The organism is Pseudarthrobacter sp. C4D7, assembly GCF_013359725.1.
Lineage (GTDB): Bacteria > Actinomycetota > Actinomycetes > Actinomycetales > Micrococcaceae > Arthrobacter.
The window spans coordinates 307,908-332,466 of record NZ_JABFMW010000001.1 but is presented as its reverse complement, the minus strand read 5'-3'; the positions used below and the strand labels follow the sequence as shown (position 1 = coordinate 332,466).

The 24,559-nt window shown below is 68.0% G+C and carries 21 protein-coding genes; 6 read left to right on the top strand and 15 right to left on the bottom strand.

Annotation, left to right across the window (positions count from 1 at the left end):
* Positions 1-21 precede the first annotated feature (21 nt).
* Positions 22-627, top strand: coding sequence for a hypothetical protein (locus HNO81_RS01605; protein ID WP_175316371.1), 606 nt, complete (start codon positions 22-24; stop codon positions 625-627).
* Here the strand turns inward: HNO81_RS01605 and HNO81_RS01600 are convergent.
* The 3 genes from HNO81_RS01600 to HNO81_RS01590 all read right to left on the bottom strand — a co-directional run bounded on the left by HNO81_RS01600 (position 624) and on the right by HNO81_RS01590 (position 6,454).
* Positions 624-2,483 carry an ABC transporter ATP-binding protein gene (locus tag HNO81_RS01600; RefSeq protein WP_175316370.1) on the bottom strand — a complete coding sequence of 620 codons (1,860 nt, stop codon included), beginning with the start codon at positions 2,481-2,483 and terminating at the stop codon, positions 624-626. The genes HNO81_RS01605 and HNO81_RS01600 overlap by 4 nt on opposite strands.
* Positions 2,484-2,689: 206 nt before the next feature.
* Positions 2,690-4,201, bottom strand: coding sequence for an IMP dehydrogenase (guaB, locus tag HNO81_RS01595; protein ID WP_175316369.1), 1,512 nt, complete (start codon positions 4,199-4,201; stop codon positions 2,690-2,692).
* A 222-nt stretch (positions 4,202-4,423) separates the two neighbouring features.
* Complete coding sequence (locus HNO81_RS01590; protein WP_175316451.1) at positions 4,424-6,454, bottom strand: SGNH hydrolase domain-containing protein; 2,031 nt, start codon at positions 6,452-6,454, stop codon at positions 4,424-4,426.
* A gap of 165 nt (positions 6,455-6,619) precedes the next feature.
* Here HNO81_RS01590 and HNO81_RS01585 point away from each other — a divergent pair, with 165 nt between their 5' ends.
* Entirely contained in the window at positions 6,620-7,588 is a 969-nt protein-coding gene (locus HNO81_RS01585) for a DUF389 domain-containing protein (protein ID WP_175316368.1), read from the top strand.
* Between the two features lie 14 nt (positions 7,589-7,602).
* Here HNO81_RS01585 and HNO81_RS01580 read toward each other — a convergent pair whose 3' ends face one another.
* The gene (locus tag HNO81_RS01580) at positions 7,603-9,126 is read right to left on the bottom strand and encodes an ATP-dependent DNA ligase (protein WP_175316367.1); all 1,524 of its coding nucleotides are present in this window, start codon (positions 9,124-9,126) and stop codon (positions 7,603-7,605) included.
* Positions 9,127-9,182: 56 nt separating this feature from the next.
* Between HNO81_RS01580 and HNO81_RS01575 the strand changes: the two genes are divergently transcribed.
* Entirely contained in the window at positions 9,183-9,785 is a 603-nt protein-coding gene (locus HNO81_RS01575) for a dihydrofolate reductase family protein (RefSeq protein WP_175316366.1), read from the top strand.
* A 96-nt stretch (positions 9,786-9,881) separates the two neighbouring features.
* Here HNO81_RS01575 and groL read toward each other — a convergent pair whose 3' ends face one another.
* The 3 genes from groL to HNO81_RS01560 all read right to left on the bottom strand — a co-directional run bounded on the left by groL (position 9,882) and on the right by HNO81_RS01560 (position 12,516).
* Complete coding sequence (groL, locus tag HNO81_RS01570) at positions 9,882-11,492, bottom strand: chaperonin GroEL (protein WP_175316365.1); 1,611 nt, start codon at positions 11,490-11,492, stop codon at positions 9,882-9,884.
* Positions 11,493-11,570: 78 nt separating this feature from the next.
* Positions 11,571-11,864 carry a co-chaperone GroES gene (gene groES, locus HNO81_RS01565; RefSeq protein WP_003805290.1) on the bottom strand — a complete coding sequence of 98 codons (294 nt, stop codon included), beginning with the start codon at positions 11,862-11,864 and terminating at the stop codon, positions 11,571-11,573.
* 268 nt (positions 11,865-12,132) lie between these two features.
* The gene (locus HNO81_RS01560) at positions 12,133-12,516 is read right to left on the bottom strand and encodes a hypothetical protein (RefSeq protein WP_175316364.1); all 384 of its coding nucleotides are present in this window, start codon (positions 12,514-12,516) and stop codon (positions 12,133-12,135) included.
* A 54-nt stretch (positions 12,517-12,570) separates the two neighbouring features.
* Here HNO81_RS01560 and HNO81_RS01555 point away from each other — a divergent pair, with 54 nt between their 5' ends.
* A complete protein-coding gene (locus tag HNO81_RS01555; RefSeq protein WP_175316363.1) occupies positions 12,571-13,839 on the top strand; it encodes a class I SAM-dependent methyltransferase in 1,269 nt (422 codons plus the stop codon).
* Between the two features lie 6 nt (positions 13,840-13,845).
* Here the strand turns inward: HNO81_RS01555 and HNO81_RS01550 are convergent, their stop codons facing one another.
* Together HNO81_RS01550 and HNO81_RS01545 are read right to left on the bottom strand one after the other, a co-directional pair.
* Positions 13,846-14,664: a shikimate 5-dehydrogenase gene (locus tag HNO81_RS01550; protein ID WP_371818138.1), complete on the bottom strand. Its 819-nt coding sequence runs from the start codon at positions 14,662-14,664 to the stop codon at positions 13,846-13,848.
* Positions 14,665-14,707: 43 nt separating this feature from the next.
* Entirely contained in the window at positions 14,708-16,150 is a 1,443-nt protein-coding gene (locus tag HNO81_RS01545) for a glycoside hydrolase family 3 N-terminal domain-containing protein (RefSeq protein ID WP_175316449.1), read from the bottom strand.
* Between the two features lie 374 nt (positions 16,151-16,524).
* Between HNO81_RS01545 and HNO81_RS01540 the strand changes: the two genes are divergently transcribed.
* Positions 16,525-17,676 carry a glutamate--cysteine ligase gene (locus HNO81_RS01540; RefSeq protein ID WP_175316362.1) on the top strand — a complete coding sequence of 384 codons (1,152 nt, stop codon included), beginning with the start codon at positions 16,525-16,527 and terminating at the stop codon, positions 17,674-17,676.
* A gap of 98 nt (positions 17,677-17,774) precedes the next feature.
* Here the strand turns inward: HNO81_RS01540 and tsaD are convergent, their stop codons facing one another.
* Genes tsaD through HNO81_RS01510 form a run of 6 tightly spaced genes read right to left on the bottom strand, consistent with a single transcriptional unit; the run spans position 17,775 to position 23,004 of the window.
* A complete protein-coding gene (gene tsaD / locus HNO81_RS01535) occupies positions 17,775-18,866 on the bottom strand; it encodes a tRNA (adenosine(37)-N6)-threonylcarbamoyltransferase complex transferase subunit TsaD (protein WP_175316361.1) in 1,092 nt (363 codons plus the stop codon).
* On the bottom strand, positions 18,863-19,333 hold the full coding sequence (gene rimI / locus HNO81_RS01530) for a ribosomal protein S18-alanine N-acetyltransferase (RefSeq protein WP_175316448.1): 471 nt from the start codon (positions 19,331-19,333) through the stop codon (positions 18,863-18,865). The genes tsaD and rimI overlap by 4 nt, the downstream gene beginning before the upstream one ends.
* A gap of 44 nt (positions 19,334-19,377) precedes the next feature.
* Complete coding sequence (gene tsaB / locus HNO81_RS01525) at positions 19,378-20,049, bottom strand: tRNA (adenosine(37)-N6)-threonylcarbamoyltransferase complex dimerization subunit type 1 TsaB (protein ID WP_175316360.1); 672 nt, start codon at positions 20,047-20,049, stop codon at positions 19,378-19,380.
* On the bottom strand, positions 20,043-20,630 hold the full coding sequence (gene tsaE / locus HNO81_RS01520; RefSeq protein ID WP_175316359.1) for a tRNA (adenosine(37)-N6)-threonylcarbamoyltransferase complex ATPase subunit type 1 TsaE: 588 nt from the start codon (positions 20,628-20,630) through the stop codon (positions 20,043-20,045). Before tsaE ends, tsaB begins: the two co-directional genes overlap by 7 nt.
* Positions 20,627-21,865, bottom strand: a complete 1,239-nt coding sequence (gene alr / locus HNO81_RS01515) for an alanine racemase (RefSeq protein ID WP_175316358.1) — start codon at positions 21,863-21,865, stop codon at positions 20,627-20,629. The genes tsaE and alr overlap by 4 nt, the downstream gene beginning before the upstream one ends.
* Before the next feature lie 47 nt (positions 21,866-21,912).
* Positions 21,913-23,004, bottom strand: coding sequence for a carbohydrate kinase family protein (locus HNO81_RS01510; RefSeq protein ID WP_175316357.1), 1,092 nt, complete (start codon positions 23,002-23,004; stop codon positions 21,913-21,915).
* A gap of 91 nt (positions 23,005-23,095) precedes the next feature.
* Between HNO81_RS01510 and HNO81_RS01505 the strand changes: the two genes are divergently transcribed.
* The gene (locus HNO81_RS01505; protein ID WP_175316356.1) at positions 23,096-24,508 is read left to right on the top strand and encodes a 6-phospho-beta-glucosidase; all 1,413 of its coding nucleotides are present in this window, start codon (positions 23,096-23,098) and stop codon (positions 24,506-24,508) included.
* Positions 24,509-24,559: the final 51 nt, after the last annotated feature.

The window sequence follows — 24,559 nt, the reverse complement described above, 5'->3', positions numbered from 1 at the left end:
GCTCCCCGCTACAGTGGCGTGATGGGCAGAGACTGGATTTTCGACGGGCACATCGCCGGCATCGGCACTGCCTCCGGGCTGCGCGCCGTGGTGGGCGTGTGGCAGGAGTCCCCCTTTGGATCGTTCGCCGACGTGATGGTGCAGCAACCGTCCGGGCATCGCGTGCTGCTGGCACCCACAGCCGACGTCGCCGGTTTCATCGCAGCCACGTACAGCTTCGACGAGGTGCGCGTGGCGGATGTCCGGGCACGGTTGGCGGACGGGCTGTTGCATGTCGACGCCGGCCCGCTGGCAGTCCGGGCGGTCACGGGAGCCAGGACCTTGCTGGGAACAGCGCTGCGGGCAGTGCCCCGGCGCGTCGCCGTCCATCCCCGGTGGCTCGCTGCGGTCAATCCAGTCGCTTCCCTCGCAGCACCCGGTGCCCAAACGTATGGAACTGCCGGAAGTGGAAGGGCGGAGTTTTACGGGGTGACCGACCTCCACCACATAACCTCCGCCGTCGTCAGCTGGGAAGGCTCCGACGCCGGCACCCTGGCCCCGATCCAACCCGCCGTGACGTTCGGGTTCAGCAGCGTCCCGCCACGGCCCAGCGTGGCGAAGGTGCGCACCACGGTGAGGGAAACCTAGGTTTCCGACGGCTCCTCCACGGTCAGCTGCGACTCGAACATCCGGTAGTACCTGCCGCGCAGGGCAACCAGTTCCTTGTGCGTGCCCTGCTCCACGATGCGGCCGTCCTCCAGCATGTAGACAACATCCGCCTTCTCGATGGTGGCGAGCCGGTGGCTGATGGCGATGATGGTGCTGCTGCGGTCCGCGAACAGGCGGGTGAAGATGCGGTGCTCGGCGAGGGCATCAATGGCGGACGTGGGTTCATCCATCACCATGAAGGACGCGTCCCGGTAGAAGTTTCTTGCCATGGCCAGGCGCTGCCACTGGCCACCGGACAAACCGCTGCCCTTCCGGCCGCGTGGATCTTCCATCCAGTTGCTGACGTGGTTGTCCAGGCCGTTGGGCAGTTTGTTGATGAAGTCGAGCGCCTCGGCGTCGGCGGCAGCCTTGCGGACGCGGGAATCGTCCCGAGGTGAGTCGACGTCACCGAAGTAGATGTTCTCGGCCGCCGTGGCGAACTCGTACTTCAGGAATTCCTGGCTGAGCACGGCCAGGTGTCGGTGCCATGAGGTGACGTCGACGGCGGCGAGGTCCACGCCGTCGAGCAGCACCTGTCCCGAATCAGGCCGGTACAGCCCGGCGAGGATCCGGATCAGCGTGGACTTGCCTGCGCCGTTTTCCCCCACGATGGCGATGTGCTGTCCCTGTCGGATGGTCAGGCTGATGCCCCTGATGACTTCGATGTCGCTGCCGGTGTACGTGAAGCGGATGTCTTTCAGTTCCACTTCCCGTGGGGCCTCCTGGAGGGGTGGGGCATGCTCGGAGTGCACGGGCATGGCCATGAACAGCTCGTAGTCCTTCAGGTTGGCCAGGTCTTCATCAATGGAACTGAGCGAGGACACCAGGTTGTTGGCCGTGGAGAGGGCACGGCTGACGATCTGCTGGACGTAGAGGAACTGGCCCACCGGGGCCGCCCGGGCGATGATCTGGCCCACCACCCAGATCAATGACACCACTTCCGCGCCGTACTGCAGTGCGTCTGCGGCGAGCTGCTTGGGGATGTATCGGCGCTGGTAATCAAGCCGCCGCCGTTCGTCGGCGTCCCGGAGGCGGGACCGCAAATCCATCAGGAAGCCAACGATGCCGTACAGCCGCATCTCGGCGATGTGCTGGGGGCGGAGGAGGTTGGTTTCAATCATGCGGCGCTGGCGGCGGGAGTCCACCTGCGTGTTCCAGTGCGCAATCTGTTCCCTCGACAGCTTGAACTGCAGGTAGACGCTGGGCACGATGGCCACCAGGACGATGACGGCGATCCACCAGCTGACCAGCAGCAGCGCGCCCACAGCCAGGACGACCGAGACCAGCTGGGTAAAAATCGCGGCAATCCTGTCCAGCACGCGGGCATAGGAGTCGGAGAACCGTTTGGCGCGGTCATAGAGGTCCACGGTTTCTTTGTCGTCGTAGCGCCAGAATTCCAGGGACAGGAAGCGCTCATACATCTGGTCCCCCACGATGGCGCCTACTTTGAAACTCATCAGCTGCTGGATGTAGCGGTCCACGCTGTTGAAGGCGCCCCAGAACAGGCCCAGCGCGGCCGTAACGATGACGTAAAGGATGGCAAGGCGCCCCGCCTCGGCGTCCCCCGCATAGGCTGCCGCCAATGCCGTCGTGGTCAGGGACGCGTAGAAAGTGGTGACCAGCGGCAACACAGCGGAGATCAGGGACCCGAGCACCTTCATGACCACGGCGCCCGGGGAGGCACGGAAGCTCACCCTGAGCACCTGCGCAACCGCCTTGGCATAGGGGCGCAGGGCGAGGCGCTTCTGCGGGTCGCGTTTGGGGGTCAGTTCCGCCGGATGGCGCGGTTGGGACATGGAATCAGCCTAATGCTGGGTGGCGCTGATGTAGCCGGACCTGGCCCCGCCGGCCAGTGCGTTGGTTCTAGTGGTGTTCGGGGTTGCAGTGGCGTCGTGTGGGTGGGCACCGACGTTCAGGCCTGTGCCCACCCTCCGGAGGTTTAAAACAAGAGGAGGCGGGGTGACCCCGCCTCCTCTTCATGCACGCCTGTGTTGGCTACCGGCTAGCGAGAGCCGTAGTTCGGCGCCTCGACGGTCATCTGGATGTCGTGCGGGTGCGATTCCTTCAGGCCGGCGGAGGTGATCCGGACGAACTTGCCGCGGACCTTCAGTTCCGGGATGGTGGGGGCGCCGGTGTAGAACATGGTCTGGCGCAGGCCACCCACCAGCTGGTATGCCACGGAGGACAGCGGGCCACGGTACGCCACGCGGCCTTCGATGCCTTCGGGGATCAGCTTGTCGTCACCGGAGACGTCCGCCTGGAAGTAGCGGTCCTTGGAGTAGGAGGTGTTCTTGCCGCGGGACTGCATGGCGCCCAGGGAGCCCATGCCGCGGTAGGACTTGAACTGCTTGCCGTTGACGAAGATGAGGTCGCCCGGGGACTCGTCGCAGCCGGCCAGGAGCGAGCCCAGCATGACGGTGTCGGCGCCGGCCACCAGGGCCTTGCCGATGTCGCCCGAGTACTGGAGGCCGCCGTCGGCGATCAGCGGCACGCCGGCCGGGATGGCAGCCTTGGCCGATTCGTAGATGGCCGTGATCTGCGGGACGCCAACGCCGGCCACCACGCGGGTGGTGCAGATGGATCCCGGGCCAACGCCCACCTTGATGCCGTCGGCGCCGGCGTCGATCAGTGCCTGGGCGCCTTCGCGGGTGGCAGCCTGGCCGCCGATGATGTCCACGTGGGCGGCAACGGGATCGGACTTCAGCCTGCGGATCATGTCCAGCACGCCCTGGGAGTGGCCGTTGGCGGTGTCCACGAACAGTGCGTCCACACCGGCGTCGATCAGGGTCATGGCGCGTTCCCAGCCGTCACCGAAGAAGCCGATGGCGGCACCCACGCGGAGCCGGCCCTCATCGTCCTTGGTGGCCAGTGGGTACTGCTCGGCCTTGGTGAAGTCCTTGGTGGTGATCAGGCCCTTGAGCCGGCCCTGCTCGTCCACGAGCGGAAGCTTTTCGATCTTGTTCGTGGCCAGTTTGTGCGAGGCTTCCTCGCGGCTGATGCCCACGTGCCCGGTAACCAGGGGCATCTTGGTCATGACGTCGCTGACAAGCCGCAGCGGGAAGTCAGCCTCCGGCACAAACCGGGTGTCGCGGTTGGTGACAATGCCCAGCAGCCGGTTGTCCTCATCCACCACGGGGAGGCCGGAGACGCGGTAATGCGCGCAAAGATCATCCAGTTCGCGCAGCGTTGCCTCGGGGCGGATGGTCAGGGGGTTGGTGATCATTCCGGACTCGCTGCGCTTGACCCGGTCCACCTGGTCGGCCTGGTCAGCGATGGACAGGTTACGGTGCACCACGCCCAGGCCGCCTTGGCGGGCCATGGCGATGGCCATGCGGGACTCCGTCACGGTGTCCATGGCGGCAGAGAGCAGCGGGGTCTGCACGGAAATGCGCTTGGAGATCCGCGAAGACGTGTCGGCTTCCGAGGGAATGACGTCGGTGTGGCCCGGCAGGAGCAGGACGTCGTCATAGGTCAGGCCGATCAGGCCAAAGGGGTTGTGTTCGGGCTCGGTCATGAGTGCGCCTCTTACCTTGGTTGCTGGGTCACGGGTAGGGGTTGCAGCCGATGACCAGCCCGTAATTACGGAACTGGCCTGTGCAGATGATCCTGCAGGAGCACCGCGCAGGTCGGCGCTCCGGGGGCAGAAAGTATTGAGTAAATATTAGAACCTCGGCGCCAATCCCCCTATTCCGTGCGGGCAATGTGAGCAAACCCACGGCCGCGCCGGTGGTGCGGCTCAGCTCCAGCCGGTGGCGGCCAGCAGCCGCTGTTCAAACATGGGAATCATGGTTTCCACATAGGTCCTGGTGAGGTGGTTGTCGTCCTTATAGACGTAGACGTTTCCCACCACGGCAGGGCAGACACCGCGCGCGCAAATGAAGTCGCTCATGTCCATCAGATGCAGCCCAGGCAGCTTGCCGCGGTAGTTCTCCAGCGGCGACGGGTCCACCAGGGACTCGGCCAGCGACGGGTTGCAGGCCGGTGCGTCGGCTCCGTTCCGCTGGGCGCACTGCGGCATGTTGAAGGTGAACCGCGGATTGTCCCGGATCCCCACGATTTCGATTCCCGCATCCGCGAACAGCCGCACGCCGTCGAGGTATCCGGGCACTTCGGTCTCGTAGGGGTCTTCCTCGTGGGTCAGCGATGCCACGGTGAAGACAGCGTCCGGCCGGTGTTCCAGGACATAGGCGGAACTGGCCCGGTTGTAGGCGTTGCATTCGGCGTTCCGCGTGTCTGATTCGGCGCCAAACCGGCAGGCGGGCATCAGCAGCGTGACGATTTCCCAGCCGCGGGCAGCGGCTACCGGGGCAAGGGCGGCAAGGTACTGCTGGGCATGCGAGTCCCCCAGGACCACGATGCGCCTGGTGGACGGTTCCTCCGGCAGTGCCTGCCGGCAGCCCTCCAGGATGGGATCGCTGGTGGCGTTGGCACCGGAGCACGGCGTGTCGATTCCCGCCCAGTCGTTGTCCAGCGCGGTGGGTCCGGGGATGGTGCGGGCCCGCGGCGCCGGTGAATTCTCATTCTCGGGCGTGAGCGCCAACGCCCCGGGCGTCAGCTCGCGCGGCTGAGCCGCCGTCGCGCTTTCCTCCGCGGTGAGCGTCGTCTGCCAGACCGCGACGGGCCCGGCCAGGACGGCGCCGCAGGCAATGATGACGACGGCGGTACGCCAGGCACGGAGCTTGGGCCAGCGCCAGTCACGCAACGGCTTTTCGACGAAACGCGTGGTCAGGACAGCGAGCACCACGGAGGCTGCGACGATGCCCAGACCCTGCTTGAGGTTCGGTGTTTCCACGCCGGTGGCGGCGAGCGCCAGCACCAGGACGGGCCAGTGCCACAGGTACAGGGCGTAGGAGTTGTCTCCCAGGGCGACGGCGGGCCGGCTGCTGAGGAGCCGGTCCACGCCGAACCGGCTCCCGGTTTGTCCGGCCACGATGATCGCGGCTGCGGCGAGCGTGGGCCACAGTGCGACGTAGCCCGGGAAGGAACGGTCAACGGTCAGGACCAGCCCACAGGAGATCATCGCTGCCAGCCCGGCCCAGCCGAGGGCTACGCGCAGGACGCGCCCGGGGCGCAGATAGGGCAGCGCCAGTGCCAGCAGGGAGCCCAGCGCGAACTCCCACAGCCGCGCGCGGGTGTCGAAGTAGGCGTACGCCTGGTTGGTGGCGGTCTGGTCAATGGAGTAGGCCAGGGACACTGCGAATACCGTGCCGAATACCACCGCCAGCAGGGCGCGGTATGTCAGCCAGCGCAGGCGGGGAATCCTGCGGAGCCCGGCCAGCACGGCAGCCGCGCCGGCAAAGACCAGGGGCCACAGGATGAAGACCTGCCCCTGGATGGACAGGGACCAGAAGTGCTGCAGGGGGCTGGCTCCGGCGTGGTCCTGGGCGTAGTAGTCCACGGACAGGTCTGCCAGGAGCCAGTTCTGGCTGTACAGCAGGGACGCCCAGGCCTGGTCAAGCACCTGTGGCCAGCGTCCCTGCGGCAGGATCAGCCAGGTGCCGGCCAGCACTCCGAGGATCACCACGACGGCGGCGGGCAGCAGGCGCTTGAACAGGTGCAGCCAGTGCGCCAACAGCCCGAAGGGCTGGCCTGATTCTGCTTTGCGGACAAACGACAAGGTGAGCAGGAAAGCGGAGATCAGCAGGAAAATGTCCACGCCACCGGAGACCCGGCCCAGCCATACGTGGTAGGCCACCACCATCAGGACGGCCAACGCGCGGAGGCCCTGGACCTCCGGGCGGAAGGTGGGTTTCCTGTGGCGGGGCACGGTCTGGGTGCCGGGTTCCGGTGCCTTCCGGGTATCCGTTTTCGACACAAGAACCTCTCAGGACGCCGGCCAGCCAAAGCATTAAGCCTAGCCAACGGCGTCTGCATCGGCTAATCAACGGTCCCGGCCGGACTATGCTGGCCCAAGTCGTGGAAGGGAGGGGCCGTGGTTGTCCAGCTGCGGATATGCGTGCCTGAAGAGCTGTCAGCCGTCACCGTGAAGACCTGCCGCGACCAGCAGGGAACGGCGGAAGTTGCCGTGGCCCGGGGCGCAGCCGTGATGCCGCAGGGCGATGTCATCGACGTCCTGGTGGCACGCGAGGCTGTGGAGGAACTTCTCGAAAAACTCGAAGTCCTGAAGGTTCCGGACGTGGGGTCCATTTCCATGGCCACCCCGGAACTGGTGCTGTCCAGGAACGCCGACCGGGCGGAGCGTGCCGCGCCCGGCGACGGTGCCGACGCGGTGATCTGGGAGGACGTGACCCGGCAAACCGGGGAGGACTCGCGGCTGACCTGGAACTTCCTCGCCTTCCTGGTGCTGGCAACCCAGCTGGCCGGGATAGGAATCGTGACGGACTCCCCCATCGCCATTGTGGGCGCCATGGCCGTGGGACCCGAGTTCGGTCCACTGGCGGCCCTCGCCGTCTCGCTGGCCACCAGGAAGTGGACGCTTGGCCGCCGGGCCGCGGTTGCGCTGGGCGTTGGCTTCCCCGTGGCCATGCTGCTGGCGGCGCTCACGGCATGGCTTTCGGTGCCCCTTGGCCTTTTCCCGCGCGATGCCCTGGACAAGGGCTCGGCGGTGGAGTTCATCTACCACCCCGGCCCATATTCGCTGATTGTTGCCGTGTTGGCCGGAATCGCCGGGATGCTGTCCATCATTGGCCGGCGTTCGGCGGCGCTGATCGGGGTGTTCATCTCCGTCACTACCGTGCCCGCCGCTGGGTACGTGGCGGTGGCCCTGGTGCTGGGCGAATACCAGAAAGCAGCCGGCTCGGCCCTCCAACTGCTGCTCAACCTGGTGGGAATCGTGGTGGCCGCCGTGGCGGTGCTGCTCTTCTACCGAATGGTGACCAGGAGCCTGCCGGCCGGAGTGGCGCGGAGCCTGACACGCCAGCGGACCCGCGGCCGCGCCTGACCCGCCCCACTGCGTTATGGCCGCAGGAGTGCGCGCAGTGTCTGGATGGTGTCCGCTTCCGCCGGGCCCTTATCGTCCCGGTAGCGCTTGACGCGGGCAAACCTCAGCGCGATCCCGCCCGGGTAGCGCGGGGACTGCTGGACGCCGTCGATCGCTATCTCAACGACGGTGACCGGCTCAACCCACACGGTAGCGGCCGTGCGCCGCACCTCAAGCTCCTGGAACCGTGCTGTCTGCCAGCGCAGCAATTCATCGGTGAGCCCCTTGAAGGTCTTGCCCACCATGACGTAACCGCCGGGTTCGCCAAACTCGCCGGCGGGATCCAGTGCCCCCAGGTGCAGGTTGGAGAGCATTCCGGTGCGGCGCCCGGATCCCCATTCGCACGCGAGGACCACCAGGTCATACGTGTGTACCGGTTTCACCTTCACCCAATTGGAGCCGCGCCGGCCGGCTGCATAGACCGAGTCGATCGCCTTCACCACCACGCCCTCGTGGCCCGCGGCGAGGGCGTCCTGGGACACGCGTTCGGCCACGGCCGGGTCGGCGGTGATCTCCCCCGGGATCCGGTGGGCCGGGGCCACGCGCTCCAGGATGTCGATGCGGGTGGCCAGCGGTTCGTCCAGCAGGTCACGGCCGTCGAGGTGAAGCACGTCGAAGAACCAGGGGTGGAGCAGGGTTTCCCGGACCGCATCGGCGCCAAAGCGGGACATGGTCTCCTGGAAGGGCCGCGGAGCGCCCTCTTCATCCAGGGCAAGGGTCTCGCCATCGAGGATCACCTCCTGCACCGGCAGCCCGCGCACCAGCTCCGCCACCTCTGGCAGGCGGTGCGTCACGTCCGCAAGGTTCCGGGTGTAGATGCGGACGTCGTCGCCGGAGCGGTGCACCTGGATACGGGCGCCGTCGAGCTTGTATTCCACCGAAGCCTTCCCCGTGGCTTCCAGGGCGGCCGCGGCGCTCCCGGCGGTTGCCGCGAGCATGGGCTGCACGGGACGGCCCACCACCAGACCGACGGCGTCAAGCTCCGCCGGGGTGCCCGTGAGCGCCAGGACTGCGGTCGCACCAAGGTCTCCGGACAGCATGGCCGCACGCCGGACGGCATCGACGGGCCGGTCGGCGGCGCGGGCGACGGCGTCCGTCAGCACCCCTTCCAGGGCACCCGTGCGCAGTTCCCCGAGCAGGACGCCGGCGATGAATGACTGCTCCGGTTCGGTGCCGGCCGCCAGGAGCGTCCGGAGGATGGCAGCCCGTTCCGCGCCCGAGCCGCTGCCCGCTGTGGCGAGGAGCCGGTCCAGCGCGGCATCCACATCGGCCACGGTGAGGGTGGGCTCCGCGGCCGGCTCTTCCTTGGCCGCGGCCACGGCGCTCCACCCCACCCCCACCCGGCCTTGGCGGGGCTTGGCACTGAGCAGGCCCACCGCCGTCGGGATCTCCGCCGGTTCCAGCCGGCGCAGCAGGCCGGCGAGGGCATCCACCTTTGCCAGCCGGGAGCGGGTTGAGGCGACGGCTTTGGCGGTGTCCACAAGCTCAAGGAGCAGCATGGCACCATCCTGCCATGGCTCTGGACACGGTCCCGGCGCCGTCCCAGAATGGGCGCGTGGGAATCATCAAGGCGAACCTGTTCATCACCCTCGACGGCGTTTACCAGGCACCGGGCGGCCGGGAGGAGGACCCCGAGGGCGCATTCGACTTCGGCGGCTGGCAGGCACCCGTGTCCGACGACGAATCCGGGGCCTCGATTGCGGCCGAGATCAGCCGGATGGATGCCCTGCTGCTCGGCCGGAAGACGTATGACATCTTCGCGTCCTACTGGCCGCACCAGAGCGGTGACATTGCCAACGCCCTGAACCGTGTTCCCAAATTCGTCGTGTCCGGCTCCCTAACGGACCCTGGCTGGGCCGGAACCACGGTGCTGCCGGATGCCTTGGCGGCGGGCAGGCTCCGGGACGAGTACGGCCAGGTGCACCTGTTCGGCAGCGGGGCCCTGATCCGGTCACTGCTTGCAGCAGGAACGCTGGACCGCCTGCACCTCTGGTTGTACCCCGTGGTCCTGGGCCAGGGAAAGCGCCTGTTCGACGCCGGAACGCAGCCTTCAACGTTCCGCCTCGCAGAGCCGGTGCGCAGCTTCCCCAAGGGCGCGGTGTCACTCGTTTATGAGCCTGCAGGCGGCGTCGTGACCCAAGAGATGGCGGCCACTTAGTCCCCACCGTCTCCTTGCATACAAAAAACCGGCCCAGCGGATGCTGGACCGGTTTCCTGTTGCGGCCGTCAGTGGGCCCACGTGGATCCTGTGGGATCAGTGGCTGTGGCCTGCGTGCTCGTCCTCTTCGGCCGGCTTCTCCACGACCAGGGTCTCGGTGGTGAGAACCAGGGCGGCGATGGAGGCCGCGTTGCGGAGGGCCGCACGGGTGACCTTGACGGGGTCGATGACGCCCGCGGCGATCAGGTCCTCGTACTCGCCGGACTTGGCGTTGAAGCCGTTGTTGATCTCCAGGTCGGCAACCTTGGAGGTCACAACGTAGCCGTCGAAGCCGGCGTTCTGGGCGATCCAGCGCAGCGGCTGCACCAGCGCGCGGCGGACGATGCCCACCGCTGCGGCGGCGTCGCCTTCGAGGGCCTTGACGGAGGCGTCCTCGTCCAGTGCCTTGAGGGCGTGGATGAGGGCGGTGCCGCCACCGGCCACGATGCCTTCTTCGAGGGCAGCGCGGGTGGAGGACACGGCGTCCTCGATGCGGTGCTTCTTTTCCTTGAGCTCAACCTCGGTGGCAGCGCCAACCTTGATGACACCGATGCCGCCGGCCAGCTTGGCCAGGCGTTCCTGGAGCTTTTCGCGGTCCCAGTCGGAGTCGGTGCGGGTCAGCTCGGCACGCAGCTGGGCCACGCGGGCAGCGACGTCCTCGGCCGAACCGGCGCCGTCCACGATGGTGGTGTTGTCCTTGGTGACGGTGATGCGGCGGGCAGTACCCAGCACCTCCAGGCCCACGGAGTCCAGGCTGAGGCCCAGTTCCGGGGAGACAACCTGCGCACCGGTGAGGGTGGCGATGTCCTGCAGCATGGCCTTGCGGCGGTCGCCGAAGCCGGGAGCCTTGACGGCCACGACGTTCAGGGTGCCGCGGATACGGTTGACGATCAGCGTGGACAGGGCCTCGCCGTCAACGTCCTCGGCGATGACGAACAGCGGCTTGGAGCTCTGCAGCGCCTTTTCCAGCAGCGGCAGGAATTCCTGGATCGAGGAGATCTTGCCCTGGTTGATCAGGATGAGTGCGTCCTCAAGGACTGCTTCCTGGCGCTCCGCGTCGGTGACGAAGTATGGGGACAGGTAGCCCTTGTCGAACTGCATGCCCTCGGTGAGGACCAGTTCGGTCTGGGTGGTGGAGGACTCTTCGATGGTGATAACGCCATCCTTGCCCACCTTGCCGAAAGCCTCGGCGAGGAGTTCGCCAATTTCGTCGCTCTGCGCCGAGATGGCGGCAACGTTGGCAACCTGGGTGCCTTCGACCGGGCGGGCGTTCTCCAGCAGGCGGGCGGCCACGGCCTCAACCGCAACCTCGATGCCACGCTTGATCTGGCCCGGGGCAGCGCCGGCTGCAACGTTGCGCAGGCCTTCCTTGACCAGTGCCTGTGCCAGGACCGTGGCGGTGGTGGTGCCGTCGCCGGCAACGTCGTTGGTCTTGGTGGCTACTTCCTTGGCCAGCTGTGCGCCAAGGTTCTCGTAGGGGTCGTCCAGCTCGACTTCGCGGGCGATGGTGACGCCGTCGTTCGTGATGGTGGGGGCACCCCACTTCTTGTCCAGGACGACGTTGCGGCCGCGGGGGCCGAGCGTCACCTTGACGGTGTTCGCGAGCTTATCGATGCCGGCCTCAAGGGACCGGCGGGCAGCGTCGTTAAACGCAAGCTGCTTTGCCATGGTTGTGTCCTTTCAAAGACAGAACCCCGCGCTGCCGGCCAGCGTGAGCATGGCCGGCGGCACGGGGATCCGGAAGAGTTACTTTACGACGATGGCCAGGACGTCGCGGGCGGACAGCACGAGGTACTCGGTGCCGCCGGTCTTGACTTCGGTTCCACCGTACTTGGAGTAGATGACGACGTCGCCAACTGCTACGTCAACGGGAACGCGGTTGCCATCTTCGAAGCGGCCGGGGCCAACTGCGACAACTTCGCCTTCCTGCGGCTTCTCCTGTGCGGAGTCCGGGATAACCAGGCCGGAAGCCGTGGTCTGCTCGGCTTCGAGCGGGCGGACAACAATACGATCCTCAAGAGGCTTAATAGAGACCGACACTCGGACCTCTCCTTTTCGTCAGCAAATTCGTGGACTGGAAAGCTTTCCGCCGTAGCTGGCAAACCGTCGTCGCGGTGCCGGCAGCAGCCTGGCTGGCAGCTCTTCATGTGTTAGCACCCTCCTATGGAGAGTGCTAATGAAGACTCTATGTATGAGTTAGCACTCGGTCAAGGCGAGTGCCAACGTTTCGTCGTGGGCGTACACCTGGACCTCACGACGGCGGGCGGCCGGGGCTGCTGCGGAAGCCCTGCTTCATGCGGCCCGCTGCTTACAGCCCGAGGTCCTCGAAGTCGACATCCTCGCCGCCGTCGGGGTCGACGTCGCCGGCCTGCCGGTGTGCCCTGAAAAGCACCCAGCCGGACCCGGCGGCGGCGAGCAGCGCTGCAACCAGGAAGGCGATGCTGCCTGCCCGCGCGCCGTCGTAAAGCCCGCGGATATCCCGGGCTTCCTGGGTGTTGTCCTGGATGTCGTTGCCGCCCACCGAATAAACGGTGGCGTTGAACGTGTCCAGCAGGAAGATGATCACCAGCAGCGCGATGCAGACCACGGCCACCACGGCCGCCGTGATCAGGACGGGCCGGGCGTACCTGGCCGGGCCGTGGTGCCCGGGCCCGCGGCCGCCGGTCTCGCTGGGTGCTGCGGTCTCATCCATGGATTCAACAGTATCCGCATCCCGGCCGTGCGCTCCTCCACTAGGCTGGAACCCATGGCTCACGCTCCCCAGGACCAGACTTCGCAGGACCGGACACCACAGGACCAGGCTGCGCAGGACCAGATCGCCCCGCTGCTGACCCCGGAAGGCTGGAAGCTGCTGGCGTCCCTGGGCCCCTACCGGGATGAGGACTCGTTCGAGCTCAACGCCAACCTGCGGAAAGCCGGCCACCCCGCCGGGCTCGTGGCCGCCGTGCTGACGCAGTCCCGCCTGCGCACCAGGGCGCAGGCAAAATTCGGCGAGTTCGCCAGCCAGATGCTCTTTACCCAGGCCGGACTGGAACAGGCAACGCGCCTGAACGTCGCCGCACACCACGCCCAGCGGTTCGCCGCTGCCGGGATCAGCCAGGTGGCGGACCTTGGTTGCGGCCTCGGCGCGGACTCCCTGGCCCTGGCCTCCCTCGACCTCAACGTCACCGCGGTCGAGATGGACGAAACCACGGCGGCCTGCGCCACCGTGAACCTCATTCCCTTCCCCAATGCCAAGGTGGTCCACGCTGACGCCGCCTCCGTTCCGCTGGATGAAGTGGACGGCGTCTGGTTGGACCCCGCCCGGCGGGTCACCTCAACCTCCGGCACCAAGCGGATCTGGGATCCTGAGGCGTTCTCCCCGCCGTTGTCCTTCGTGGAATCATTGGCCGCCCAGGGCAAGGCAGTGGGCGTGAAAATGGGCCCCGGCATGCCGCATGAATCGGTCCCGGCGGGCTGTGAGGCGCAGTGGGTGTCGGTGGCCGGTGACGTTACGGAAGTGACCCTGTGGTTCAACGCCGTCCGCAGGCCGGGAGTGCGCCGCGCCGCGCTGGTCCTGGGTCCACAGGCACCGGCGGAGCTGACCAGCGCCGAGGACTTCGGCGCCGGCCCGGCTGCCCCGGTGGGACCGGTGGAGGGGTACCTCTACGAACCCGACGGCGCCGTGATCCGCGCCGGACTCGTGGCGGACGTGGCGCTGCAGCTCGGCGGCCACCTGGTTGATGAACACATCGCCTATATCTGCGCACCGGAACTCCTGGACACCCCGTTTGCCAGGGCCTACCGGGTTGTGGACGTCATGCCGTACAACGTCAAGGCGCTCAAGGCCTGGGTGAAAAGCGAAGGCATCACCGTGCTGGACATCAAGAAGCGCGGCACCGCAGTCACCCCGGAGGAGCTGCGGAAGCAGTTGCTGCCCGGCGGAAAGAACGCGAAAAAAGGCGGCAAGACGGCCACCTTGGTCCTGACGCGCATCGGCGCGGACCGGGTGGCCATCGTGGTGGAACCTGCCTAGCTGCCCCTACTGGGCGCGCATGAACTCCTCGGCCGCCCGCACCTGGTCCGGGGTGGGACGCACTCCCGTGTACAGGACGAACTGCTCCAGCGCCTGGATGGTGGCAACCTCGGCGCCGGTGATGACCGGCTTGCCCGCGGCACGGGCCGCACGGATCAGCGGCGTCTCGGCGGGCAGCGCCACCACATCGAAGACCAGGCGTGCGGCGTCGATGGTTTCCGCAGGGTAGGACAGGCTGTCCGCTTCGGCGCCGCCCGCCATGCCGATGGGGGTGACGTTGATGATCAGGTCCGCTGTGCCGCCGTCGAGCGCTGCCCGCCACTGGAAACCGTACTGGTCCGCGAGCGCACGCCCGGCGGCCTCGTTGCGGGCGATGACGGTGACGTCCTTGAAGCCGGCATCACGGAGCGCGGCGACGGTGGCCTTGGCCATGCCGCCGGCGCCCTGCACCAGCACCGAGTAGTCCGTGCGGACTGAGTTGCTGGCCAGGAGCTGTTCGATGGCGGTGTAGTCGGTGTTGTACGCCTTGAGGTGCCCGTCCGTGTTCACGATGGTGTTCACGGAGTCGATGGCCTTGGCGGACGGGTCCATCTCGTCCACCAGCGCAATGACGTCTTCCTTGTACGGCATGGAGATGGCACAGCCCCTGATGCCCAGCCCGCGGACACCCGCGATGGCCTGTTCCAGGTTGGTGGGCGCGAAGGCCTTGTAGATCCAGTTCAGGTCCAGCTGCCCGTAAAGGTGGTTGTGGAACCGGGTCCCGTTGTTGCTGGGGCGGGCCGAGAGCGAGATGCAGAGGGTCATGTCTTTATTCAGAATGGGCACCAGACCATTAAACGCGTTCCCGCCTGCGTGGGCGTCCAGGGACTCAGGGGCAGCCGGTGCCCGCTGGGAACGGCCCGACGTCGGCGGGCAGCTTTCCCGGAGCCGGCGCCTTGCCGGCCAGGACGGCGGCCAGGGCGTCGAAGGCAGCGTCGGTGCGGCCGTAGAGCGCTACCTTCACCGGTGCGCTGGAGCCCTGGAGCGGCCAGGGAGCGTCGAGGGCCACGGCGATGTCCCCGCCCACGGGCTTCCCGCCGAAGCCGATCAGGGTGACCAGCGGCCCGGATCCCACCGCGAGGCCGGCGCGGGCAGCGGCGGCTTCGAAGCGTTCCCGGTCCCCCGGTCCACCGCCGGCAACCCGCACCGAACCGGGTACCAATGGCCCGCTGCAGGGGCCGGAGACAATGGTCACGGCCGACGCCGACACCTGGGCCGACAGCGCTGCCCCGCTACCGGCCGGCGTTCCCGCGGCTGCGGCGGCCGGCGCGGTCCGGGCATGCCAGACCATCATGGTGGCCACGCGCTGCGCTGCCTCATCCAGGCGGGCGGCCGGAAGCGCGCCGGAGGCCGCGGCCTGGACGATGGCCGCGTGCGCCTGCTCCACATCCGCCGGCATCAACAGCAGGTCGGCGCCGGCGGACAGCGCCTTCACCGCAGCCGCGCCGGCCGGGTACTGATTGTCCACGGCACCCATGTTGAGGGCATCCGTCACGGCCACGCCCTTGAAGCCCAAACCCCTCAGCGCCGCGTAGCTCTGGGCGGAAAGCGACGCCGGCACCCCGGGTTGCAGTGCGGGAACGGCAATGTGCCCCGTCATGATCATCGGGAGGCCTGCCGCGATGGCAGCCTCGAAGGGTTTCCAGTCCCGGCCCCTGAGAACGTCAATGGATGCCGGCTGGACGGGGAGGCTGAGGTGGGAATCCGTGCTCACCGAGCCGTGCCCAGGAAAGTGCTTGACAGTGGGGAGAACGCCGGCGTCCAGCATGCCCCGGGAGAATGCAACCCCCTGGGCTGCCGCCGCGGCGGGGTCTCCGGACATGGAACGCGCACCGATGGTGGGGTCCGCCGGGCCCATGGTGACATCCGTGTCCGGAGCGAAATCGAGGTCGAAGCCCAGGGGCACCAGCTCCCCTGCCACGCCTTTGCCGGCGCTGCGGGTGAGCTCCAGGTTGCCGGCGGCGCCGTAACTCATGGGGGTGGGCCACTCGGTGAGGGGCGCCCCAAGGCGCGCCACCGCGCCCCCTTCCTGGTCCACGCTCATGATTCCGGGCCAGGGCCGGCCGTCCGCGGCAACAGCCTGCTGCAGGCGCTGGTTCACCGCACCCATGGCCGCCACGTCCACACCGCCCTGCGGATCGCGCGGCACGTTGTCACCCATGATGATGGACCCGGCCAGGTGGAGGCGCTGGATCAGCGCGGCCTGGGCTTCCACCTGGTTGCCCTTGAAGAACGGGAGCAGGACCTGCCCGGCCTTCTGCTCCGGCGACATGGCCGCAACGGCCGCGGCGGCGGCGTCCTGGTCCCGCTGCTCCGGACCCCACCCCAACGCCCGGGAGCCAGGGTCAGGTGACGGAGACGCCGGCGGAGGTGCTGGCGTCGTAGTTTCCGGGGCGGAGGGGGACGCTTCCGCGGGCGGCGTGGAGGACGACGGCGGGGGTGCGCTTGGGGACGCCGAACAGGAGGCCAGGGCCATTCCGGACAGGACCAGTAGGAGGGGAAGAGATTTGGCAGGGGTGTGACGCAGGGGGAACGGTGCCATCACTACGATGCTACCCCTGCACTAGACTTGAACCACCCGTTCGCCTGCCGGCAGCAGCCTGTGAGCGGCATCAGCCAGCGGCAAACCGGACAGTAAGGAAACGTGTGAAGATCGACTTCGCGTCATCGAGGCAATCGACCCTCGGAGTTGAGTGGGAGCTCGCCCTGGTGGACGGGAAGACGGGCGAACTCGCTTCCGTGGCCAACCAGGTGCTCCGGGGTGTTGCGGCACGCCATCCCGAGCTCAACGAAGACGACGAACATCCACACATCAAGCAGGAACTGCTGCTGAATACGGTGGAACTGGTGACCGGGATCTGCGAAACGGCCGCCGAAGCCAAGGAGGACCTCAGCCGGTCCGTCGCCGCGGTCCGCGAAATCACCGATCCCATGGGCGTGGAGCTGTTCTGCGCCGGCAGCCACCCGTTCAGTCCGCCGCAGCTGCAGCCCGTGACGGACAAGGAGCGCTACGCAAAGCTCATCGACCGGACCCAGTGGTGGGGGCGGCAAATGGTCATCTACGGCGTCCATGTCCATGTGGGACTGGACAGCCGGGACAAAGCGCTCCCCGTCCTGGACGGGCTGGTCAACTACTTCCCGCACTTCCAGGCGCTCTCCGCATCCAGCCCGTTCTGGGGCGGCGAGGACACCGGGTACGCCTCGCAGCGTGCCCTCATGTTCCAGCAGCTCCCCACCGCGGGGCTGCCTTTCCAGTTCAAGTCCTGGGCGGAGTACGAGTCGTACGTCCAGGACATGTTCACCACGGGTGTGATCGACACCATTTCCGAGATCCGGTGGGACATCCGGCCCGTGCCGGCCCTGGGCACCATCGAGATGCGGATCTGCGACGGGTTGGCCACCCTGGAGGAAGTGGGGGCCATTGCAGCACTCACCCAGTGCCTGGTGGACGAGTTCTCCACCACCCTGGACAACGGCGGCACCATCCCCACCATGCCGCCGTGGCACGTCCAGGAGAACAAGTGGCGCGCCGCCCGGTACGGCCTGGACGCCATCATCATCCTCGACGCCGCTGGCAAGGAACAGCTGGTCACCGACCACCTGCTGGACACCCTGAACCGGCTGGAACCAGTGGCGGCGAAGCTGCGCTGCTCCGACGAACTGGCCGACGTGGAAAAGATCATCCGCCGCGGTGCCGGCTACCAGCGGCAGCGCCGGGTGGCTGCGGAGAACGGCGGAAACCTGCAGGCCGTGGTGCTGGATCTGGTCAAGCAGATGCGGAACGGCCCCACCGCCTGACCTGCCCCCTCCTTGCTCAATCAGATATGGCTCCTAAACCGGTGGTTTAGGAGCCATATCTGATAGGGCACCACAGGGTGTGCCGGGTGTCAGGGCTTTCAGGCCGGGAGCGACACCGAGGTGACGGGCATGGAGGAGTCCGGGGCGAAGCCGATGCCGCTGGGGCTGGCTCCGGCCATGACCAGTTGCGCACCGAGGGCGGCCACCATGGCGCCGTTGTCCGTGCACAGGTCCAGCGGCGGAACGTGCAGGCGGATGCCGGCCGAGGCGCAGCGTTGCCCGGTCAACTCGCGCAGGCGGGAGTTTGCCGCCACGCCGCCACCCAGCAGGACATCCTTGATGCCGTGCTCACGGCAGGCCAACACCGCCTTCGAAGAGATCACGTCCACCACAGCCTCCTGGAAGGCCGCGGCAATGTCGGCCACGGGGATCTCTTCGCCGCGGGCCTCGAACTGCTCCACGCACCGGGCCACCGCCGTCTTCAGTCCGCTGAAGGACCAGTCGTAACGGTGCGGGCCGGGTTCATCGGCTGTGCCCATGTATTTGGGCTGGCTGAGGCCACGGGGGAAGCGGATAGCCTTGGGGTTGCCGGTGCGGGCCATCCTGTCGATGGCGGGGCCGCCCGGGTAGCCGAGCCCCAGGATCCGGGCCACTTTGTCGTAGGCCTCGCCCGCGGCGTCGTCGATGGTGGAGCCTAGGAGCTCCACGTCGCTGGTGATGCTGTTGATCCGCAGGATCTCGGTGTGGCCGCCGGAGACCAGCAGGGCTCCGAGGTTCTCCGGCAGTTCCTGCCTGCGGCCGGTGGCAAGGTCGTCCAGGAGCCCTACGCCCACATGCGCCACCAGGTGGTTGATGGCGTACAGCGGCTTTCCGGTGGCCACGGCGAGCGCCTTGGCGGCGCACACCCCCACCATCAGCGCGCCGGCAAGCCCGGGCCCGGAGGTGACGGCGATGGCGTCCACCTGGTCCAGGGTCACGCCGGCGTCGGCAAGGGCCTGGTCCAGGGTGGGGACGAACGCATCGAGGTGTGCACGGGAGGCGATCTCGGGGATCACTCCGCCGAAGCGGACGTGCTCGTCCATGGAGGACGAGACCGTGTTGGCCAGGAGGGTGCTGCCGCGGACGATGCCCACGCCGGTTTCGTCGCAGGATGATTCGATGCCCAGCACCAGGGGCTGCGTACGGTTCATACCTGGCCTGCTTCCGTTGCTTCGTGTCCGTCAGGGTGCGCGGCCGGCAGATGGAGGCGCATGATGAGGGCGTCCACGCCGTCGCGGTAGTAGCGCGGGCGGACGTGGATCTGTTCGAAGCCAAACCGCACGTAGAGCTGCTGCGCCCGGGGGTTGTCCGCCCGGACCTCGAGCAGGACATCAGCGGCGCCGCGGTGCCGGGCCTCGTCGATCAGCTGCGTGAGCAGCGTACTGCCGATGCCCCGCCCCTCGTGCCCAGGGACCACGGCGATGGTCTGGACGTCGGCAATGGGCTCGATGCACATCAGGCCGGCGTAGCCCACGATGCCTTCGCTGGTCTCCGCCACCAGGTAGCGGCGGGTCTCCGGCTGGGAGAGTTCGTCCAGGAACATTTGCACGGGCCACGCGTCAATGGGGAAGAGCTGATGTTCCAGGGCGCCGACGGCGGGCACATCGTCCAGCGTCATGTCGCGGACGGTGACGTCCGCCGTGCGTGGGTCCGGAGTGCTGCTCACAATGCCCGCTTCCGTGGTCCGGGAACCTGGGCGTCGGATTCGCGCAGGTAGAGGGGGGTGGAGTCCAGCAGGGTATCTCCTGCTGCCAACCGTGCCAGGGCGAACTTGCCAAGGTAGAGGGCATCCGGCTGCTCCCCGGTGAAGTCCGGGTGGGCCTGGAGCACGTCGGCGTAGAGTCCCGCGCCGGCGCCGAACGCAGGCAGGTCCGGGAGGTCCGATGCGAAGCTGACGTGCGGGCCGTCCGCCAGCGCGGGCAGCTGGCCATCGTCCAGGGTGTACCTGGCCCAGTAAACCTCCTTGCGCCGGGCGTCCGTCACCACCAGGAATTCGGCGACGGCGGCGGTGGACTCGGCGACTTCCAGCGCCATTGCGTCGAGGCTCACCAGTCCGTGCAGCGGTTTGCCCCAGACGTAGGCCAGGGTGCGCGCTGTCGCGATGCCGGAGCGGAGCCCGGTGAACGGGCCGGGACCAACACCCACCACCAGGGCGTCCACGTCCTGGCCGGTCACTCCCGCCTCGGCCAGCATGGCGTGGATACCGGGGGCCAGCACCTCGGCATGGCTGCGGGTGTCCTCCGTGGCAAAGCTGGCCAGCACGCTCTCCGGGGCATCATCGGTGACCAGGGCTGCGCTGGCCACCGCCGAGGTGTCGATGGCGAGGATCAGCATGCCGCTCCCCCGTCCGGCCCGGCCAGCGCGGGAAGGTTCGCCCAGCGGGGGCCGTAGCCGCGCATCGCGATGGTGCGTGGCTCGTCGGTGTCTTCGGCGTCGAAGTCCAGGGCGTCCCGGGAGGCTTCCGCGGAGCCGTCCAGGCCGATCGCGCGGTGCAGGTCGATCTCCAGCCGGCTGTCGCTCAGGTGTTCCACCCGTTCATGCCCCCACTCCACGACCGTCACTGCTGAATCCATGGTGTTTTCGAGGTCGATGTCATCAATTTCCGCCGCCGATCCCAGCCGGTAGGCGTCCACGTGCACCAGGTCCGGGCCGCCCGGCCGCGGACCATCCGGCAGGTTGGGATGGATCCGGACCAGGACGAATGTGGGTGAGATGATGCCCGGACGGACACCCAGGCCTTCGCCCAGGCCCTGGGTGAAGGTGGTTTTCCCGGCACCCAGCTCGCCGGACAGCACCAGCAGGTCCCCGGCCTGCAGCACCTCCGCCAGCCGGGCGCCGAACGCGTGGGTCTGTTCCGCCGTCGTCGCCGTGAAGGTCTTTTCCCAGTTGGCGGGCAGCTCTTGGGGCGTGCTCATGCGGCTCCCGCCTTGCCGGGCACGCCCACAAGTGGATGGCTGCTGCGCGCCGGTTCGTCTTCGTTGATGAAGCGGCGGGGTACGCGGGGGCTGATCCTGGTCACTACCTCGTAGTTGATGGTGCCGGCGGCGTGCGCCCAGTCGTCAACCGTGGGCCCGCCGTCGGAACCTTCCCCGAAGAGCTCGGCTTCCACGCCCTGCAGCGCCGCGCCGGATGCCTCCGGACCGAGGTCGATGACCATCTGGTCCATGGCGATCCGCCCCACCACGGGGTAGGTCTTTCCGGCAACGCGGACGGGACCTCCCGTGGCCACGCGCGGAACGCCGTCGGCATAGCCCATCGGGATCAGCGCCAGGGTGCTCGCGGTCCTGGTGCGGTAGTGCAGCCCATAGGAGACGCCCTGCCCCGCGGGAACTTCCTTGCACTGGGACACCAGGGTGCGCAGCGTCATGGCCGGGCGGAGGCCCAGTTCGGCGGATGTGGTCCCGTCGAACGGCGAAAGACCGTAGATGCCCAGGCCGGCGCGGACCATGTCAAAGTGGGTGTCCGGCCGGGACAGGGTGGCAGGGGTGTTGGCCAGGTGCCGGACCTCAGGGTCCACGCCGGCGTCTTCGGCAATGGCCAGGGCTTCACGGAAGGCGGCTACCTGCTCATCCGTTTCGGGCCGCTCCGGTTCGTCCGCGACGGCCAGGTGGGAGAAGATGCCCACCACGCGCAGCAGTCCCTGGTCCTGGTACTCCATGGCCTCCCCCACCAGGCGGTCCCAGGCCGCGGGGGTCGCGCCATTGCGGCCCAGCCCGGTGTCCACCTTGAGGTGCACCCGCGCCGGACGTTCCTGTTCGCGGGCGGCGGCGACGATGCGTTCCAGCTCCCAGCCGGAACAGCCGATGTCGACGCCGGCAGCCACGGCGGCGCCGAAGTTGCTGTCGGTGGTGTGCAGCCAGGCGAGAAGGGGCGCATCGATGCCGGCGGCACGGAGCGCGAGTGCCTCGGAAATGTGCGCCACGCCCAGCCAGGATGCGCCGGCCTGCAAGGCAGCGCGGGCTACGGGAACGGCACCGTGTCCGTACGCATCGGCCTTGACCACGGCCATGACTTTCGCGGGCGAAGCGGCGGAGGCAAGCCGGCGGACGTTGTGCCGGATCGCTTCCAGGTCGATCACGGCAGACCGCTCATTGCGCGGGTCCGGCCCGGGGGCAGCACTGAATTCACCGGTTGCGTCGGGGTAGGTCACCTAACCGATTCTAGTGCGGGCACTTCGCGCCGGATAATCGGGGACGGTCAGGCGTCGGACAGATGCGCGATGGTGGCGGCCGCCCGTCGCTGGGCCGCAAGCGGGACGTCGTCGATGATGTCGGCAAGGAATCCGAAGCGCCGCAGCCACTGGCTCATCTGCCGTTCCGGGCGGGCGTTGGCGCGTTTCCACCAGTCCGCGATGTCTCCCCATCCGGGGGCGGCCAGGGAACCACCCACTTCCTGCACGGCCAGGGAGGCGCACAGGTTGGCGAACCGCAGCCTGTCCCCCAGCGGCCACCCGGCCAGGGTGCCCACGATAAACGCCGCGTCGAAACAGTCACCGGCGCCGGTAGGGTCGTGCGCCTTGACCGGAAGCGACGGCACCCATTCTTCCTCCCCGGTTTCCGAATCGACGGCCATGGCGCCCTGCGGCCCCAACGTCACCACGGCCACCGGCACCCGGTCAGCCAGGGCATAGAGCGCACTCCACGGATTGTCCTTGCCGGTGAACGCCATGGCCTCGCGCTGGTTGGGCAGGAAAGCGTAGAAATATTTCAGGTTCTCGAGCCGCACCGGCGCCCATTCCCCGCTGGGGTCCCACCCCACGTCGCCGAACAGCTTGACGCCGGCCGCATAAGCGGCCCGGGCCCACGGTTCCATTTCCAGGCCCACCTCCGCGATGCCGGCGAGTGTTCTGGGCGGATCTCCGATCAGTTCGGAATTGGTCACCGGCGCGGAGTGACCGTGGGTGACCATGGAGCGGTCCTGGTCCACGCAGAGGGACACGGTCACCGGGGAGTGCCAGCCCGGGACACGGCGGGAGAGGCTGAGGTCCACATGTTCCTGGCTGGAGAGGATTTTCCAGTTGAAGTCGCCGTAGCCGTCATCGCCGAAGGCCGCCGCCAGTCCCGTGCGCAGACCCAGCCTCGCGGCGGCGATGGCCTGGTTGGCCACGCCGCCCGGGCAGCTGCCCATGCCGTCACTCCAGATTTCCGTGCCGGGTTCGGGCCCGTGCGGGAGGCCGGTAAAGATAATGTCCTGGAAAACAGTGCCGGCCAGCAGGAGGTCTAAACCAGGTCCCCCCGGCGGGCGGACGGCAGCCAGCGGATCGAAGGGGCGGGCTGGCATCGCGTCCATAGTGCGCAGGATACGCCGCGCCGCAATGCTCCGGTAGGGGCTTTGGATCCGGTCTGGACAACGTGTCGGAGGCTGGTCCTAGACTGCAACCATGCGGCTTCTGATTGCCGGCGGCGGGGGTTTCCGGGTGCCGCTCATCTACCGGGCGCTGGTGTCCGGCCGGTTCTCCGGGTTGGTGACCGAGCTGGTGCTGCACGACGTCGATCCTGCCCGCCTTGACGCTGTCACCGCCGTACTGCGCAGTATGCCCGCCCCCGGGAACGCGCATCTTCCGGTGCAGGCCACCACGGATCTTTCCGCAGCCCTGGCCGGCACCGCCATGGTCTTCGCCGCCATCCGGCCCGGCGGCACCGCGGGCCGGGTGGTGGACGAGACCGTGGCGCAGAACCTCGGGCTGCTGGGACAGGAAACCACCGGGGCCGGCGGCATCTCCTACGCGCTGCGGACCATCCCGCACATGGTGGGCCTTGCCCGGCTGATGCGCGAGCGCTGCCCGGACGCGTGGCTGATCAACTTCACCAATCCGGCCGGCATGGTGACCGAGGCCCTGCTCCCCGTCCTGGGGCACCGCGTCGTCGGGATCTGCGACTCCGCGGGCGGGCTGGTGCAGCGGGCGGCGCGTGCGGCAGGCGTGCCTTTGTCCGAGGGACGGCTCGACGACGTGGGATACTACGGGCTGAACCACCTGGGCTGGCTGTACCGGCTGGAGTCCGGCGGACAGGACGTGCTGCCCGGCCTGCTTGCCGACACCGGGGCGCTCCAGTCTTTCGAGGAAGGCAGGCTCTTCCCGCAGGAATTCCTCACCGGCCTGGGCCTGCTACCCAACGAATACTTGTATTACTACTACCAGGCCGATTCGGCCCGGCAGGCAATGCGGGCCATGGAACGCACCCGTGGGCAGACCATCCACCACCAGCAGCAGGACCTGTACCCCCGGCTGGCCGCTGCCGGACCGGACGCTTACCGGCTGTGGGAGGAGGCACGGCGCTCCCGCGAAGAGGGGTACCTGGCCGAGGCCCGGCGCGATGGCGGGAGCCGGGATGAGGAGGACCTGGCAGGCGGCGGCTACGAGCGCGTGGCGCTGGCGGCCATGCAGGCGCTGTCCGGCGGCGGGGCCACCCAACTGGTCCTCAATACTGTCAACGCATTGCCGGCAGCCCGGGCACCGGGGCCCACCGGTGCTCCCCCTGCCCCTCCCCAACCCGCCATTCCCGGCCTGCCGGCGGACGCCGTCGTCGAGGTCCCCTGCACTGTCACCCCGGCCGGCGCTGTTCCGCTGCCCCAGCAGGCCCCCGGGGAACCACAGCTGGACCTGCTCCGGCGGGTCAAGGAGGTGGAACGGCTCGTTGTCCTGGCCGCGGGCACCGGCAACCGGCAGGCCGCCGTCGAGGCCTTTGCGCGGCACCCGCTCGTGGATTCGGCGGAGCTCGGTGCGAGGCTCATGGCCGGCTATGAGCAGGCGTTCCCGCACCTGGGGAAGATGTGGGAGGGCGGTGGGCGTTAGGGGAAGGAGTAGTGTTTTATCGAATGCGCTCTGAGCCGGCTCCCTGACATG

Excerpts from the sequence above, each read along its gene's own strand:
- groL (WP_175316365.1), bottom strand. The coding sequence starts at position 11,492 with ATGGCAAAGCAGCTTGCGTTTAACGACGCTGCCCGCCGGTCCCTTGAG.
- HNO81_RS01510 (WP_175316357.1), bottom strand. The coding sequence starts at position 23,004 with ATGGACGCGATGCCAGCCCGCCCCTTCGATCCGCTGGCTGCCGTCCGC.
- HNO81_RS01555 (WP_175316363.1), top strand. The coding sequence starts at position 12,571 with ATGGCTCACGCTCCCCAGGACCAGACTTCGCAGGACCGGACACCACAG.
- HNO81_RS01605 (WP_175316371.1), top strand. The coding sequence starts at position 22 with ATGGGCAGAGACTGGATTTTCGACGGGCACATCGCCGGCATCGGCACT.
- tsaB (WP_175316360.1), bottom strand. The coding sequence starts at position 20,049 with ATGCTGATCCTCGCCATCGACACCTCGGCGGTGGCCAGCGCAGCCCTG.
- tsaD (WP_175316361.1), bottom strand. The coding sequence starts at position 18,866 with ATGAACCGTACGCAGCCCCTGGTGCTGGGCATCGAATCATCCTGCGAC.
- HNO81_RS01580 (WP_175316367.1), bottom strand. The coding sequence starts at position 9,126 with ATGCTGCTCCTTGAGCTTGTGGACACCGCCAAAGCCGTCGCCTCAACC.
- tsaE (WP_175316359.1), bottom strand. The coding sequence starts at position 20,630 with ATGAGCACGCCCCAAGAGCTGCCCGCCAACTGGGAAAAGACCTTCACG.
- HNO81_RS01545 (WP_175316449.1), bottom strand. The coding sequence starts at position 16,150 with ATGTCGCCGGAGCAGAAGGCCGGGCAGGTCCTGCTCCCGTTCTTCAAG.
- guaB (WP_175316369.1), bottom strand. The coding sequence starts at position 4,201 with ATGACCGAGCCCGAACACAACCCCTTTGGCCTGATCGGCCTGACCTAT.
- HNO81_RS01560 (WP_175316364.1), bottom strand. The coding sequence starts at position 12,516 with ATGGATGAGACCGCAGCACCCAGCGAGACCGGCGGCCGCGGGCCCGGG.
- rimI (WP_175316448.1), bottom strand. The coding sequence starts at position 19,333 with ATGACGCTGGACGATGTGCCCGCCGTCGGCGCCCTGGAACATCAGCTC.
- HNO81_RS01600 (WP_175316370.1), bottom strand. The coding sequence starts at position 2,483 with ATGTCCCAACCGCGCCATCCGGCGGAACTGACCCCCAAACGCGACCCG.
- HNO81_RS01505 (WP_175316356.1), top strand. The coding sequence starts at position 23,096 with ATGCGGCTTCTGATTGCCGGCGGCGGGGGTTTCCGGGTGCCGCTCATC.